Raw genomic sequence first — 15189 nt, forward strand, 5'->3', positions numbered from 1 at the left:
GCCGGCGCCGAGGCAACGCTGGCCGGCGCCGAGGCAACGCTGGCCGGCGCCGAGGCAACGCTGGCCGGCGCCGAGGCAACGCTGGCCGGCGCCGAGGCAACACCGGCCGGCGCCGAGGTGCGGTGCGGCTGGCTTGTGGCGCCGATGAAAGCCCCGAGCGGGCGGCCACGGATGGAAACGGCCGGCAATGCGGGCGGGGCCCGGCGAACAAGGGGGAAGTCGAGCTCAGTCGGTCTGAGCGGCCGGCGAGTCGCCGGCGAGTGCGAGCTCCGTGGCCGGCGGGGCGACCACGCCGTCGCGGTGGGTGAGGATGCGCCGCGAGAGGACGAAGGTCACCGGGATCGCGACGACCGCGGCGGCGAGCGGGGCGATCCGCTCGCCCACGTGGAACCATTCGACCAGCACGAACACGCCGACCGACGTGACGACGAAGTTGGTCAGGTTGGTCAGCGGGAACAGCAGGAACTTCCGCCATGTCGGCTTGGTGCGGTATGTGATGTAGGTGTTGAGGAAGAACGAGCCGACCATGCTCACCAGGAACCCGAGGACGTAGGCCGGGTAGTAGGGCATCCACGGGTGCAGCGACAGATAGGTCGCGTAGAAGGTGCCGGTGTTGACGACCCCGACTACGGCGAACTTCGTCATCTGGAAGAGGTGGGCCCGCATCACGCGGTCGGCCTCCCGACCGTCGTCGACGCCTCGGCCGGCCAGCGTTCCTGCGGTATCACGGCGCTGCGCGACAGGACGGCCTGAACGCCCGCGCCGGGGCCCCGGAAGGTTTCACGCGGCACGTTCGTCTCCTTGATCAGGAAGTGCGGACGGCGCTTCGACTCGTAATAGATGCGGCCGATGTATTCACCGACCAGACCGATCATCACCATCTGAAGGCCGCCCAGTCCGGCGATGGCGACGATGAGCGTCACGTACCCGGGCTGGCTGATGCCGCCGATGATAGCCGCCACCGTGGTCCAGATCGCGTAGAGGACCGCGAGCCCGCTCAGGGTGAGGCCGGCGTGGATGCCGAGCCGCAGCGGGCGGCTGTTGAACGAGATGAGGCCGTCGATGCCGTAGTTGACCAGGCTGCTGAACCGCCACTTGGTGGCGCCCGCCTCGCGGGCGACGTTGTCGTAGTCGAAGGTGACCGTGTCGAAGCCGATCCAGGAGAACAGGCCCTTGGAGAACCGGTTGTATTCCGGCAGGGACAGCAGCGCGTCGACCGCGCGCCGTGACAGCAGCCGGAAGTCGCCGACGCCGTTGGTCAGTTCGACGTCCACCATCTTGTTGATCAGTCGGTAGTAGACCCGGCTCAGCAGGCTGCGCAGGAAGCGGTCGCCCTCCCGGGTGCGGCGGGCCACCACCTGGTCGTGGCCGGCGGCGTGCAGCTCGAGCATGCGTTCGAGCAGTTCGGGCGGGTGCTGCAGGTCGGCGTCCATGATGACGACGGCGTCGCCGGTGGCCTCGCGGAGGCCGGCCAGCATGCCCGCCTCTTTGCCGAAGTTGCGGCTGAACGACACGTAACGCGTGGTGTCGGCGTTTCGCTCGGCCAGCACCCGCAGGTGCTCGAGGGTGGCGTCCGAGCTGCCGTCGTCGATGTAGCAGAGCTCGTGCTCGATATCGAGGGCGTTCAGCGTCGCGCGGACCCGCGCATCGAACGTGTCGATCACGTCTTCCTCGTTGTAGCAAGGGACAACGATTGAAAGACGCATGACTTCACTCTCACGGGTGGGTGAACGCAGCGGACAGTGGGAAGAGATGGTACACAAGCGGCTGCGCTCGCGTGAACGACGCTCACCTGCAAGATGAACGATAGCCTTGCGACGCCCGTCACTTTCTGTAGTGGACCGGTGGCCTCGAATCGACGAATCGGCGCGGACACAACTCGGTGCTAACCTCTTGGTTCCCCTCGTGAAGTCGTACGGACGGTCTGCGTTCACCTATGCCGAATTTCGTCAGCGTCGTTGTGCCCGTGTGGAACGTGCAGGGATATCTCAACGAATGTCTAGATTCCCTCCTGCTTCATCAGAGCGTCGTCGATGTCGAGGTGATCGGCGTTGACGACACCTCGACCGACCACGGCGGTGAGGTTCTCGACGAGCGTGCCGCCACCGATCCGCGACTGAGCGTGACGCACCGTCCGGTCAACGGTGGCCCCGGAGCGGCCCGTAATTCCGGTCTGGATCTCGCCTCCGGCGAATACCTCTGGTTCGTCGACGGCGACGACCGCATCGTGCCCGGCGCACTCTCGGTGATCGAGGCGAAGCTCCGTGAGGAGAAGCCCGACGTGCTCGTCGTGGGCATGGCCCGCGAGCGCTGGAACCGTTCGGTGACCCGGTGGAAGTCGCCGGGCGAGGTCGTCCTCGGCGCCCGGGCGCTCACCCGGGCCGCACTGCCGCTCGGCTCGCTGGTCGTCCGCCGCCAGTTCCTGCTCGACGCCGGCATCCGGTTCCGCGACGGTTCGTACGAGGACGTCGCCTTCGGCTATGCCGTGCTCGCCCGGGCCGAGACGGTGTCGACGGTCGAACCGGCCTGTTACATCCACCGCCTGGACCGCGCCGGGTCGATCCGCGCCGTCAGGTCCGCCCGGGACGCCGATCTCGTCACGCAGTTGGATGCCGCGCTGAGCGTGCCCGCCCTGGCGAGCGCCGAACCGAAGGTGCGCCGCCGCGCCCTCGAACGGGCGGTCACCGCGGTTCGTGACCTGATGGACCAGGAAAACGCCGGCGTGCGCCGCAAGGTGTTCGACCGGCTCGCCGAGCTCGTACGCAAGCATGAAAAAGACGCGACCGGCCGGCGGATGAAGCTCATCGCGCAGGGCTCCTACGGGTCCTACCAGTTGCTCTTCGGTTCACGTGACCGCGTCCGGGCGGCCACCGGCAAGGCTCGCAAGGCGGTCGGCACGCGCCGCGCACGGTTGCGCAAGCGCGCGCTGAGCCGCTACTACAAGCGCGAGCTGGGCCGCCCGATCGACGAGAACCTCGCCGTCTACGCGGCGTACTGGTATCGCGGCTACGCCTGCAATCCGGCGGCGATCTACGAGAAGGCCCGGGAGCTGGTCCCCGCGGTCAAGGGCGTGTGGGTCGTCAAGCCGGGCGCCACGGTGCCTGAGGGTGTCACGACGGTCAACCCGGGCACGAGGGACTACTACCGCGTGCTGGCCCGGGCCAAATATCTGATCAACAACGCCACGTTCCCGCCCGAGGTGGTGAAGCGGCCCGGCGCGGTCCACGTGCAGACCCACCACGGCACCCCGCTCAAGACGATGGGTCTCGACCAGCCGAAGTTCCCGGCCTCGACGGTCGGATTCGACATCGAGCGCATGCGGCGCAACATCGCCAAGTGGGACTTCAGCGTCACCGCCAACCGGCACACCACGCTGCTCTGGGACCGGCAGTTCCCGATCAAGGGCGAGACCCTGGAGACCGGTTACCCGCGCAACGACCGGCTCGCGCTGGCCACCGCCGAGGACACCGCGGCGGCGCGGGCCGAGCTGGGCATCGCCGACGGCGAGCGGGTGGTGCTGTACGCGCCGACGCACCGCGAGTGGCACGCCACCTTCACCCCCGTGCTGGACGTCGAGAAGCTGGCCGACGCGCTCGGTCCCGGCACCCGGGTCCTGCTGCGCGGGCACTACTTCTACGACTCGATCGGCTTCCCGCCCCAGCATCCACGGGTGATCGACGTGTCCCGGCACGAGTCGGTCGAGCGGCTCATGCTCGCCGCCGACGTGATGATCACCGACTTCTCCTCGGTGATGTTCGACTACGCGGTCCTCGACAAGCCGCTGGTGATCTTCGCGCCGGACTGGGAGGTCTACCGGACGGTCCGCGGCGTCACCTTCGACCTCGCGGCCGAGCACCCGGGCACTTTCGCGCGCACGTTCGACGAGTTGGTCGGCGCGTTCGGGAGCGGCCAGGTCTTCGGGGACGAGGCGGCGGCCTATCGCGCGCGTTTCCGCGACCGGTTCTGCTCGCTCGAGGACGGCCATGCCGCCGAGCGCGTCGTCCGCCGTGTTTTCCTGGGAGAGAAGCGATGATCGCGGGCCTGGTCAGTGTGGTCGTACCGATGTACAACGTCGAGCCGTTCCTGCGTGACTGCCTCGACTCGCTGCGCGCGCAGACCTACCGCGACCTCGAAGTGATCGTCGTCGACGACGGTTCGACCGACGACTGCGCGGTGATCGCCGAGGAGTTCGTGCGGGCCGACCCCCGGTTCCGGCTGATCCGCCAGGAAAACGCCGGGCTGAGCGTGGCCCGCAACAACGGGCTCGAGCACGCGACCGGCGAGTTCGTCGCCTTTGTGGACAGTGACGACGTCCTGGCCGCCCACGCGTACGAGTTGCTGGTGCTCGCCCTGGCCGGAGGGGCCGACTTCGCCAGCGGTGGCGTGCTGCGGCTCAACTCCCGGGGCACCCACCCGGGCGAGCCGCACAAGACCGCGGTCAGCACCACCGATCTCAAGGCCCACGTCTCCCGCAACCACGAACTGCTGCGCGACCGCACGATCTGGAACAAGCTCTACCGCCGCGCCTTCTACGACCAGCACGGCTTCGAGTTCCCGCCCGGTCGCCTCTTCGAGGACGTGCCGGTCACCGTGCCCGCCCACGCGCTGGCCCACAAGGTCGCGATCGTCGCCGAGCCGATCTACTTCTGGCGGGTCCGCGAGGGCGCGGTCCTCTCGATCACCCAGTCCGATCACGACCTGCGCAACCTGGTCGACCGCTTCTACTCGGTCAACCTGACCCGTAAGAAGCTCGCCGCCTCCGGCCACCACGACCTGCTGCGGGTCTACGAGGAACAGGCGATCGGCGACAAGCTCAGCAGCTACCTCAAGTTCCTGCCCGGCGCGTCGCCCGAGTTCCAGCGGACGTTCATGGATCTCGCCACGGCCTACCTGGGCGAGCTCGACCCGGGCGCGGTCGACCGGCTTCCGCCGGCGGCCCGCGACCAGTGGCGGTTGATTCTCCAGGGCCGGCTGGGCGACCTGATCGAGCTGCTCGACACCGGCTTCCGCGCCGCCAGGAACAAGAAGCCCCCGCTCGCCGCCCACGTGAAGTCGGTGAGCTGGGAGGGCGACAAGCTCCGGGTGAGCGGCACCCTCGCGGTGCACGGTGCCGCGCCGCGCCGCTTCGGCCGGGCCCGTCTGTTCTGGCTCGCCCGCACCGGCACCCGCCGCAAGCTGCCGCTCTGGGCCCGCTCCGACTCCCGCTCCGGGTTCACCATCACCGTCGACCCGGCGATCATGCGGGTACGCAAGGCCTGGCGCGACAGCACGTGGCGGATCGCCGTCGCCACCGCGGCCAACCTCGAACTGCACCGGGCACCCGTCCGGGTGCCCGACGGGTGGGCCGACCCGCTCCCGCGGCGGGCCGTGGCGCCGGGTGTCTGGGTCACCCCTTACCTGTCGAGGAATCAGCTGTTCCTGAGCGTGAACCGGGTCGTGGCCTGGCTGACCGCCAGCCACCGGGACGGCGACGACCTGGTGCTGGAGGGCCGCCTGCGTACGGACCCGGCCGGCGACGTGCGGCTGGTGCTCCGCCGGGCCAAGGGACTCGTGGCGCGTACGGTCGCGGCCGAGGTGACCGCCGGGCCGGACGGCCCCGGATTCCGGGCCCGCATCCCGCTCGCCGATATCGCTCTCGGCGCCGATGACGACAACCACGCCATGGGCCTCTACGCCCAGCGTTTCCCGGTCGACCTGATCCTCGGCCCGGAGAAGGGCGACACCGTGGGCCTGGTCGCCGGGGAAGAGTACGTGCCGACCCGGGCCGCGGAAGGGGCCGACGAGGTCTACACCGCGGTCTCCGACACCGGCAAGGTGTCGGTGTGCACGCGCCCGCTCGGCCCGGTCGTGACCGAGGTGTCCTGGAACCCTCAGGGCGTGCTGGTGCTTCGCGGCGAGAGCGGCCGCGACGTCGAGGGCGAATTGATGCTCCGCATCCGGGGCCGGCGCCGCGACCGCACGCTGCCGCTGCGGGTCAGCGGCGGCCGCTGGACGGTCGAGGTCGACCCCGAGGCGATGCCCGGCCTGGCCGGCCCGCTGCCGCTGGTCGAGGGCACCTGGGACCTGGCCTTCCGCAGCAACGGGCGACACCACCCGACGATCGCGCCGCTCGGTTTCGCCGGAAGTGCCCGGGCCGCTCTGCCGCTCGCCTCGACCGCGCCGGACGGCACCGTCCGGGTGGTCCGCGGCGGAGCCCAGGAGCGGGCGACCCTCTTCGTCGGGCCGGCGCCGGTCGGCACGGCCGCCGAGCCGCCCTCGGCCGGTCTCACCGAGCCGGCCCTGCGCGAGGTGGTGCTGTTCGACGCCGCGCCCGGGCGCCGGGTCCCCGACGACCCGGCCGCGCTGCTGGCCGAGCTGACGGCCCGGCCGGGCGCCCCGGACGCGCTCTGGACCACCGAGCGGGGCCAGCCGGTCCCGGACGGGGCCGAGCCGGTCGTGCTCGGCACCGACGCGTGGCGGGCGGCGTTGCTCAACTCCCGCTGGATCGTGACCAACGACGACCTGCCGCTCTGGTTCCGGCCCCGGCCGGAACAGGTCGTGCTGCGGCTCGCCGACGGCTGGCCGGTCAGCCACATCGGCGCCCTCGCGGTCGCTCACCCTCTCGGGCGTACGCTCGTCGACCAGTTGACGGCCGACGCCGGCAAGTGGACCGCGCTCGCCTCGCCCGGCCACTCGGCGACGCCGGTGCTGCGCCGGGAGTTCGGCTACGAGGGCCCGGTGCTCGAGTACGGCCGTCCCGCCGACGACGTCCTGCGCGACCGGGATCCCGAGGAGGCCCGGGCCGAGGTCGCCGCCCGTCTCGGTCTGCCCGCCGACACCCGGTTCGTGCTCTACGCCCCGACCCGCCGCCCCATGGAGCTGCGCAAACGCGGCTCGAGCGACCCCAGCCGCCTGCTCAACCTGACCACCACGGTGCGGGCGCTGCCCGACGGCTACCGACTGCTCGTACGCCGTCACCCCACGCTCGACCAGGACGTCCTCGGTGTGGTCGACGGCTCGGCCGACGTCTCCGACTACCCGGGCGTGGGCGAGCTCCTGCTCGCCTCTGACGCGCTGATCACCGACTACTCGTCGCTGATCGCCGACTTCGCGACCACCGGTAAGCCGGTCCTGCTCTACGTGCCCGACATCGCCGAGCACGCGGCCTCGCCGGGGCTCAACGTCGACCTGGAGGCGAAGGCGCCGGGGCCGCTGCTGCGGACCTTCGACGAGGTGGCGGCGGCGGTCCGCGACCTGCCGAGGATCGCCGCCGACTACGAGCACGCGGCAAAAGCGTTCGCGTCCGATCACTCGACCGAGGGCACCGGCCCGGCCGCCGCCCGTCTGATCGACTGGCTGTTGTACGACGATCACAAAATGACGCGGTGATCACCGGAAAGCCGCAAGAAGTGGTCTTTTAGACCGACCTGGCGATCGGCACAGGTGACCGCGGCCACTATCGTTCCTGCCATGACCTCCATACCGCTGGCCGAGGAGATGCTTCTCCTCGCCTATGACGACCAGACCGGCAAGGCGACCGGCTCCCGCATCGGACTCGACCTCGGCATGGCCGCGGCGGTGCTGGTCGACCTCGCGCTGGCGGGCCGGATCGCGTACGTGGACGGTTTCCTCACGGTCAACGACCCGACCCCCATCGGCGAGCCGATCGCCGACGCGGTGCTGGCCCGGGCCGCCGAGGGTGAGCCGCACACGCCGGCCCAGTGGGTGCAGCGGCTGCGTCACCGCCTGCGCACCCGGATCCTGGAGGACCTCATCGAGCGGGGGGTGGTGCGCGACGTGGACGAGACCCAGATGGGCGTCATCCACGTGCACCGCTATCCGACCACCGACCCGCAATACGAGGCCGAGATCCGGAGCCGGCTGGCCCAGGCGCTGACCAGCGCCGAGATCCCCGACGAGCGGACGGCCGCGCTGGCCACGCTGCTCACGGCGACCCGCATGGAGCCCGCGCTGCGCCTGCCGCCCGACGAGACCGCCCGGGCCCACCAGCGGCTCGAGGAGATCGCCTCGGGGGCCGGTTTCTCGGGCGGCGGGAGCCTGGAGGACTCGATCGTCCGCCCGAGCGTCGCCCTGGTGGTGGCGACCCTGGGCCGGGCCATCTCGGCCGCTCTCGGCGCTCCCAAGCCGGCCTAGACACCGGGACCCGCCTGGACCCGCCTAGACACCCAGGGCGGCGGCGACCTCCGGCCGCAGGACCTTCGCGGTCGCGTCGGCGGCCGCGCTGCGTGCCGCGGCGACATCCCCGTCGGTCACCGGCTCCACAACTTCGAGGTACGCCTTGAGCTTGGGCTCGGTGCCCGACGGCCGGATCACGACCCGCGCCCGTGAGGTGCGCAGCGTCAGCACGTCGGCCTCGGCCCGGTCGGTGACCGTCACCTCGTCGCCGAGCAGGGTGGCCGGCGGGTTCGACCGGACCCGGGCCATCGCGCGGGTGATCTCGCTCAGATCGTCGACCCGCACCGACAGCTGATCGGTGTGGTGCACGCCGAACTCGACCGCCAGCTCGTCGAGCCGGGCGGCGAGCGAACTGCCGGCGGCCTTGAGCCCGGCGGCCAGCTCGGCGACCAGCAGCGCCGCGGTGATGCCGTCCTTGTCGCGGACCAGGCCGGGCGCCACGCAGTAGCCCAGCGCCTCCTCGTAGCCGTACGCCAGGTCGACCGCCCCGCGGACGATCCACTTGAAGCCGGTCAGGGTCTCGGCATAGGGCACCCCGCGGGCCTCGCACAGCGCCTTGAGCATCGTCGACGAGACGATCGTGGTCGCGTACGCGCCGGGGGTGTTGCGCCGGATGAGGTGGTCGGCGAGCAGCACGCCCAGCTCGTTTCCGGTCAGCGCCCGCCAGCCGCCGTCGTCGCCGGGGATGGCCACCGCGCACCGGTCGGCGTCGGGGTCGTTGGCGATGGCCAGATCGGCGCCCCGCTCGGCGGCCAGCGCGAGCAGCAGGTCCATCGCGCCCGGCTCTTCCGGGTTGGGGAACTTGACGGTCGGGAACTCGGGGTCGGGCTGGGCCTGCTCGGCGACGACGGCGGGCAGCGGGAAGCCGGCCGCGGCGAAGGCGGAGGCGAACGTGTCGCCACCGACCCCGTGCATCGGCGTGTACGCCACGGTCAGGTCACGCGAGCCGGACGGGTCGAGGACGGCGGCCGCGCGCCGCACGTACCCCTGAACGGTCGTCGCCTCGATCAGCGTGCCCGGCTCGCCGAGCGGGACCGATGTCAGGTCGCCGACCGCGCGGATGGCCGCCTCGATGCCGGCGTCGGCCGGAGGCACGATCTGGGCGCCGTCGCCGCCCGGGCCGCCCAGTTCGCGGCCGAGATAGACCTTGTAACCGTTGTCCTGCGGCGGATTGTGGCTGGCGGTCACCATGACCCCCGCGACGGCGTCGAGCGCCCTCACCGCGTACGCCAGAACGGGCGTGGGAAGCACGCCCGGCATGACCATCGCCCGGCGCCCGGCGCCCTCGGCGATCCGGGCGGTCTGCTCGGCGAACTCGCGCGAGCCGTGCCGGGCGTCGTAGCCGATGACCAGCGGGCCCTTGCCACCCTGGGCGTCGAGCCAGTTGACCAGGCCGGCCGCGGCCCGGGTGACCACCGCGAGGTTCATGCCGTTGGGGCCGGCGCGGAGGCGGCCCCGCAGCCCGGCGGTGCCGAAGGTGAGCGGTCCGGAGAACCGGTCGCGCAACTCGTCGGCCGTGCCGGGCAACCCGGAGATCAACCCGGTCAGTTCGGCCCGGCTCGCCGGATCGGGATCGTCGGTGAGCCAGGCCTCGGCCTGGGCCCGCAGCTCATCGGTAGGCGTCGTCACCCACGATTGATATCACGAGGCAAGTTTGTAGCTGGAGAGCATCTCGTCGAAGATGGGCTTGCTCGCCGCGAACTGGTCCTCGGTCGAGGTGACGAAGAACGAGTAGGCGTGACCATCCGTGACGATCGCGCCCCAGAGGCCGTGCCGCTCGGAGTCGCCGCTGCCGCACTTGTATTCGAGGACCGCGCCGTCGTGCCCGGCGATCTGCGTCGGCGTGACGCCGATCTGCTTGTAGGGCGTGGGGCAGCTGGTCTTGTTGCCCTTGAGATTGTTGGCCGCCACCTTGAGGAAGCTCTCCGGCGTTCCGCCGGCCCCTTCCACCAGGATGCGGACCTTGTGCTTGCTGTCGCCGGGATCGACGTAGTCGACGTACGACTGGCCGGAGTTCTTCTTCCACGACTTGGGCACCTTCACCGAGACACCCTTGGCGTTGTAGATCTGGGTGTCGAAGGAGGCGTTGACCGGGGCACCCGACGCCGGCCCGGCGACCGGCTGGCTGGTCTTGTCGTCGCCGCCGGTCGTCGAGATGACCACGACCAGCAGGATCAGCACGGCCAGCGCGCCGCCGCCGGCGATCAGCTGCTGCCGGCGCGGCCAGCCCTTGATCGTGGTGACCAGGCGGCCGGTGCCCTCGCGGACCCCGCTGACCGCCTTGTCGAGGGCCGCTCCGCGCTCGGCCGACGGGCGTCCGACGACCGTGCCCGGCATCGGGGAACCCTGCCACGCGCCCCGGGGTGGCAGCACGCTGGTCGGGTCGGCCTGGGGCATGCCCGGCATCAGCCCGGTCGGGGTGCTCGCGGCCGGCATCATGCCGGTCGGCGCGCCGACGGCCGGCTCGGCCGCGCGACGGCGCCCGCGCCCGCCCCCCGGCGGGGTGTTGGTCTCCTGCAGCTTGGCCAGGTGGTCGGTGAGCGAGTCGCCCGGCGCGAGCATGGCCCGGCCGCCGATCTGACCGTTCTGCGGCTGGGGCGGCTGCGGCGGGATCGCCTGGGTCTCGGCCGGGGCCGAGGCCGGACGCTGCGACGGGACCACCGAGTAGGGGTCGGTGTGCATGTGCGCCGGCATCTGGCTGGCCAGCGGGCCGGCCAGTTGCTGCCGCAGCAGGGTGCGGGCGGTCTGCACGTCCATCCGGCGGGCCGGGTCCTTCTCGAGGAGGCCCATCAGCACCGGGGCGAGCGAGCCGGCCCGCACGGCCGGGGACGGCGGGTCCTCGACCACCGCGTGCATGGTCTCGATCGGGTCGCCCTTGTCGAACGGGGGCCGGCCCTCGACCGCGGTGAAGAGCGTGACGCCGAGCGAGAACAGGTCGCTGGGCGGGCCGAACTCGTTGCCCATGGCCCGCTCGGGGGAGATGAAGTGCGGCGAGCCGAGCACCATGCCGGGGGTGGTCAGCTGCACGTCGGTGGGCATGCGCGCGACGCCGAAGTCGGTCAGCACGCAGCGGCCGTCGTTGCAGATCAGCACGTTGGCCGGCTTGACGTCGCGGTGCAGCACGCCGTGCGCGTGCGCGACCTCGAGCGCCCCGAGCAGCGCGATGCCGATCTTGGCGACCACCCGGGGTGCGACCGGGCCGTCCTCGATGACCATGTCGGCCAGGCTGCGGGCGTCGAGCAGCTCCATGACGATCCACGGCCGGCCGTTCTCATGGACGACGTCGTAGACCTGCACCACGGCCGGGTGCTGGAGCGCGGCGGCCGCCCGGGCCTCGCGCATGGTCCGTTCGTACATCGAGTCGCGGTCGCTGGGGGCCAGGCCGGGCGGGAGGACGACTTCCTTGATCGCCACGTCACGGCGGAGCAGGGTGTCGGCCGCGCGCCACACCGTGCCCATGCCGCCGTGTCCCACGGCGGCGCGCAACGTGTATCGCCCGCCGATAAGTGTGCCCGGGGCCGCGCGTCCGCTGGTGGGAGCGGGATTACCACTGCTCCACGTCGGAATCTGAGTCACTGAGAATGCCACCGAGGGGATGTAGGGGCTGTCGGACCAACCCCGCTATCTTGCCCGGAGCGGGGGTCGATTTGAAAGCCGGTCCGGGTGTGTTCCCGAAGGTTCGACCGTAAGTCACCGAAACATCGCGGGGAGTCGACCTTTTCGGACGCTCAGTACAAAAGCCCTCACGCGACTCCTCCCTGAACGAACGCTAACGAAGGCTTAGGATCGCGCGTGTGAACGCGGAATCGGGATTCGAGATCAGGCCGGTCTACCGCTCGGGAGACGTCGGCGACGGGCCGATCGGGGAGCCGGGCGAGTTCCCCTACACCCGCGGTGTTTATCCCACTATGTACACGAAACGCCCGTGGACCATGCGGCAATACGCCGGCTTCGGCACCGCGGCCGAGTCCAACGCGCGCTACCACCAGTTGCTGGCCGCCGGCACGATGGGCCTCTCGGTCGCGTTCGACCTGCCGACCCAGATGGGCTACGACTCCGACGACCCGATCGCCCACGGCGAGGTCGGCAAGGTCGGCGTGGCGATCGACTCGCTCGACGACATGCGGCGGCTCTTCGACGGCATCCCGCTCGACCAGGTGTCGACGTCGATGACGATCAACGCGCCCGGCTCGGTGCTGCTCCTGCTCTATCAGCTGGTGGCCGAGGAACAGGGCTTGCCCGGCGCGGCCCTGTCGGGCACGATCCAGAACGACATCCTGAAGGAATACATCGCCCGCGGCACCTACATCTTCCCGCCCAAGCCCTCGCTGCGGCTGGTCGCCGACACCTTCGCGTACTGCCGCACCGAGATCCCGAAGTGGAACACCATCTCGATCTCGGGCTACCACATGGCCGAGGCGGGAGCCACGCCCGCCCAGGAGATCGCGTTCACGCTGGCCAACGGCATGGAATACGTGCGGGCCGCCCTGGCCGCCGGCCTCGCGGTCGACGACTTCGCGCCCCGGCTCTCGTTCTTCTTCGTCGCCCGCACCACGCTGCTGGAGGAGATCGCCAAGTTCCGGGCCGCCCGCCGCATGTGGGCCCGCATCATGCGCGACGAGTTCGGCGCCCAGGACCCGAAGTCGCTGATGCTCCGGTTCCACACCCAGACCGCGGGCGTGCAGCTGACCGCCCAGCAGCCCGAGGTCAACCTGGTGCGGGTCGCGATCCAGGCGCTCGGCGCGGTGGCCGGAGGCACCCAGTCGCTGCACACCAACGCGTACGACGAGGCGATCGCGCTGCCGACCGAGAAGTCGGCCCGGCTGGCCCTGCGGACCCAGCAGGTGCTCGCGTACGAGGCCGGCCTGACCGGCACCGTCGACCCGTTCGCCGGGTCGTACGCGATCGAGGCGATGACCGACGAGGTGGAGGCCGAGGCCGTCGCGCTGATCGAGCGGGTCCTCTCGTACGGCGGCGCGGTCGAGGCGATCGAACAGGGCTTCCAGAAACAGGAGATCGAGACGTCGGCGTACCGCATCGCCAACGAGATCGACAACGGCGACCGGGTCGTGGTCGGCGTCAACCGCTTCGTCGCCGACGAGGAGGAGCGCTACGAGCCGCTCCGGGTCGACCCGGCGATCGAGGCGGCGCAGGCGGCCCGGCTGACGGAATTGCGGTTGAAGCGGGACGGTTCGGCGGTGGAACGTGCACTGGCGGATTTGGCGAAGGCTGCCGGGGGAACCGAGAACGTTTTACCTTTGATGAAAGAGGCATTGCGTCTCCGTGCCACCGTTGGCGAGGTATGCCACACGCTGCGTGAGGTGTGGGGCACCTATCAGCCGGTCGAGCATTTCTAGAACCACCCGGGACGATCGAAGAGGTAAAACGTTGAACCGCGTGACCTCCCTGATTCGTAACCCGTTGTAGGAGGTGATGGGCAGGATGCTGCGTGGGAATGACACCCCCGGCGATGCCCCTCCCTCTCCCCATCAGGGCTTTCGTGACCCAGCGCGATCCAGTGCGTACGGGAATGGCGTTGCACAGCGTCACCAAAATCGGTCTAAGCTGTCGCGCGTTGCGGAAACCCGACAAAACTTCGAGAGTGCTGTTCCAGCACCAACAGATTTGGAAGCCGACGTGACTACTGCTCTGGAGGCGCCCGAGGGCGCCGAATTCGAGGGCGCTCCCACATCGTGGCCCGGGCGGCTGCCCGGGGCCGAGCCCCTTCCCGGCCAGCTCGACCGCTGGCTCGCCGCCCGGGGCGCGGAGCTGGTAGCCATTCGTCGGCACATGCACGCCCACCCCGAGCCGTCGTACCACGAGTTCGAGACCGCCGCGATGGTGGCCCGCGAGCTGGCCGTGGCCGGCCTCTCGCCGCAGATGCTGCCCAAGGGCAACGGCGTGATCTGCGACATCGGCACCGGCGACCGGGTGATCGCGTTCCGGGCCGACCTCGACGCGCTGCCCCTGCAGGACCTCAAGGACGTGCCCTACCGCTCCACGGTGGACGGCGTCGCGCACGCCTGCGGCCACGACGTGCACACCACGGTGATGCTCGGTCTCGGCCTGGCCCTCGCCCAGCTCAACGAGCAGGGCGACCTGCCGGGCCGGATCCGGCTGATCTTCCAGCCGGCCGAGGAGGCGGTGCCCTCGGGTGCGCCCGGGGTCATCGCGGCCGGCACGCTCAAGGACGTCGCCGCGATCTTCGCGCTGCACTGCTACCCGCAGCTGCCGGCCGGCCTGGTCGGGGTGCGTTCGGGCCCGTTCACCGCGGCCGCCGACACCGTCGACGTGAAGCTGACCGGCCCGGGCGGGCACACCGCCCGACCGCACCTGACCGCCGACCTGGTCTACGCGCTCGGCCGGGTCATCGTCGACGTGCCGTCGCTGCTCGACCGGCGGATCGACCCGCGCGCCGGGGTCTCGATGGTCTGGGGCGCGGTGCACGCCGGCCAGGCGTTCAACGCGATCCCGGGCGAGGGTGAGGTCCGCGGAACCGTGCGCATCCTTAACCGGGACGCCTGGCGGGCCGTCCCCGAGCTGATCACCAAGCTGATCGAGGACGTGGTGGCGCCGACCGGGGCGCACGTCGAGGTCGGCTATCACCGGGGCGTGCCGCCGGTGATCAACGACCGGATGGCCACCGCGGTCATCGCCGGTGCGGCCGGCGCGGCGCTCGGCCCCGACCGGGTGGTCGAGGCCGAGCTCAGCATGGGCGGCGAGGACTTCGCGTTCTACCTCGACCACGTGCCCGGCGCGATGATCCGGCTGGGCACCGCGGCGCCCGGCTCGGACGTCAAACACGACCTGCACCAGGGCGACTTCGATGTCGACGAGAGCGCGATCGGCTACGGCGTCCGGGTCATGCTGCACACCGCGCTCGCGGCGCTGGCCACCGGAGCGTTCTAGGTTTCAGGTTCTATGTGTCGGGGGGGGGGGGGTGGGGGGCCAACCCCCCCTTGGGGAATAGCAAAATAAACCACAGAACCTGTAGGCACCCCAACGCCCGGGCAA

The 15189-nt window shown here is 70.8% G+C and carries 9 protein-coding genes; 5 read left to right on the forward strand and 4 right to left on the reverse strand.

Annotation, left to right across the window (positions count from 1 at the left end; translation table 11 throughout):
- Window positions 1-225 precede the first annotated feature (225 nt).
- Window positions 226-645, reverse strand: coding sequence for a GtrA family protein (locus AB0M88_RS49835; protein ID WP_364114752.1), 420 nt, complete (start codon window positions 643-645; stop codon window positions 226-228).
- 20 nt (window positions 646-665) lie between these two features.
- Entirely contained in the window at window positions 666-1706 is a 1041-nt protein-coding gene (locus tag AB0M88_RS49840) for a glycosyltransferase family 2 protein (RefSeq protein ID WP_364114754.1), read from the reverse strand.
- Window positions 1707-1936: 230 nt separating this feature from the next.
- On the opposite strand from AB0M88_RS49840, the gene AB0M88_RS49845 reads away from it, so the two are divergent.
- The 3 genes from AB0M88_RS49845 (at window position 1937) to AB0M88_RS49855 (ending at window position 8133) form a co-directional block, all read left to right on the forward strand.
- Complete coding sequence (locus tag AB0M88_RS49845) at window positions 1937-4033, forward strand: bifunctional glycosyltransferase family 2 protein/CDP-glycerol:glycerophosphate glycerophosphotransferase (protein WP_364114756.1); 2097 nt, start codon at window positions 1937-1939, stop codon at window positions 4031-4033.
- Complete coding sequence (locus AB0M88_RS49850) at window positions 4030-7368, forward strand: CDP-glycerol glycerophosphotransferase family protein (RefSeq protein ID WP_364114758.1); 3339 nt, start codon at window positions 4030-4032, stop codon at window positions 7366-7368. The genes AB0M88_RS49845 and AB0M88_RS49850 overlap by 4 nt, the downstream gene beginning before the upstream one ends.
- 81 nt (window positions 7369-7449) lie before the next feature.
- Window positions 7450-8133 (forward strand): GPP34 family phosphoprotein, encoded by a 684-nt coding sequence (locus AB0M88_RS49855; RefSeq protein ID WP_364114760.1) that lies wholly within the window; start codon window positions 7450-7452, stop codon window positions 8131-8133.
- Window positions 8134-8157: 24 nt separating this feature from the next.
- Here the strand turns inward: AB0M88_RS49855 and AB0M88_RS49860 are convergent, their stop codons facing one another.
- Complete coding sequence (locus AB0M88_RS49860; RefSeq protein WP_364114762.1) at window positions 8158-9804, reverse strand: phospho-sugar mutase; 1647 nt, start codon at window positions 9802-9804, stop codon at window positions 8158-8160.
- Window positions 9805-9816: 12 nt separating this feature from the next.
- Window positions 9817-11751 (reverse strand): serine/threonine-protein kinase, encoded by a 1935-nt coding sequence (locus AB0M88_RS49865; RefSeq protein ID WP_364114764.1) that lies wholly within the window; start codon window positions 11749-11751, stop codon window positions 9817-9819.
- Window positions 11752-11969: 218 nt separating this feature from the next.
- Here AB0M88_RS49865 and AB0M88_RS49870 point away from each other — a divergent pair, with 218 nt between their 5' ends.
- Together AB0M88_RS49870 and AB0M88_RS49875 are read left to right on the forward strand one after the other, a co-directional pair.
- Window positions 11970-13532 carry a methylmalonyl-CoA mutase family protein gene (locus AB0M88_RS49870; RefSeq protein ID WP_364114766.1) on the forward strand — a complete coding sequence of 521 codons (1563 nt, stop codon included), beginning with the start codon at window positions 11970-11972 and terminating at the stop codon, window positions 13530-13532.
- Between the two features lie 280 nt (window positions 13533-13812).
- Window positions 13813-15084, forward strand: a complete 1272-nt coding sequence (locus AB0M88_RS49875) for an amidohydrolase (protein WP_364114768.1) — start codon at window positions 13813-13815, stop codon at window positions 15082-15084.
- Window positions 15085-15189 lie beyond the last annotated feature (105 nt).

It is taken from the genome of Actinoplanes sp. NPDC051411 (genome assembly GCF_040682075.1).
GTDB lineage: Bacteria > Actinomycetota > Actinomycetes > Mycobacteriales > Micromonosporaceae > Actinoplanes.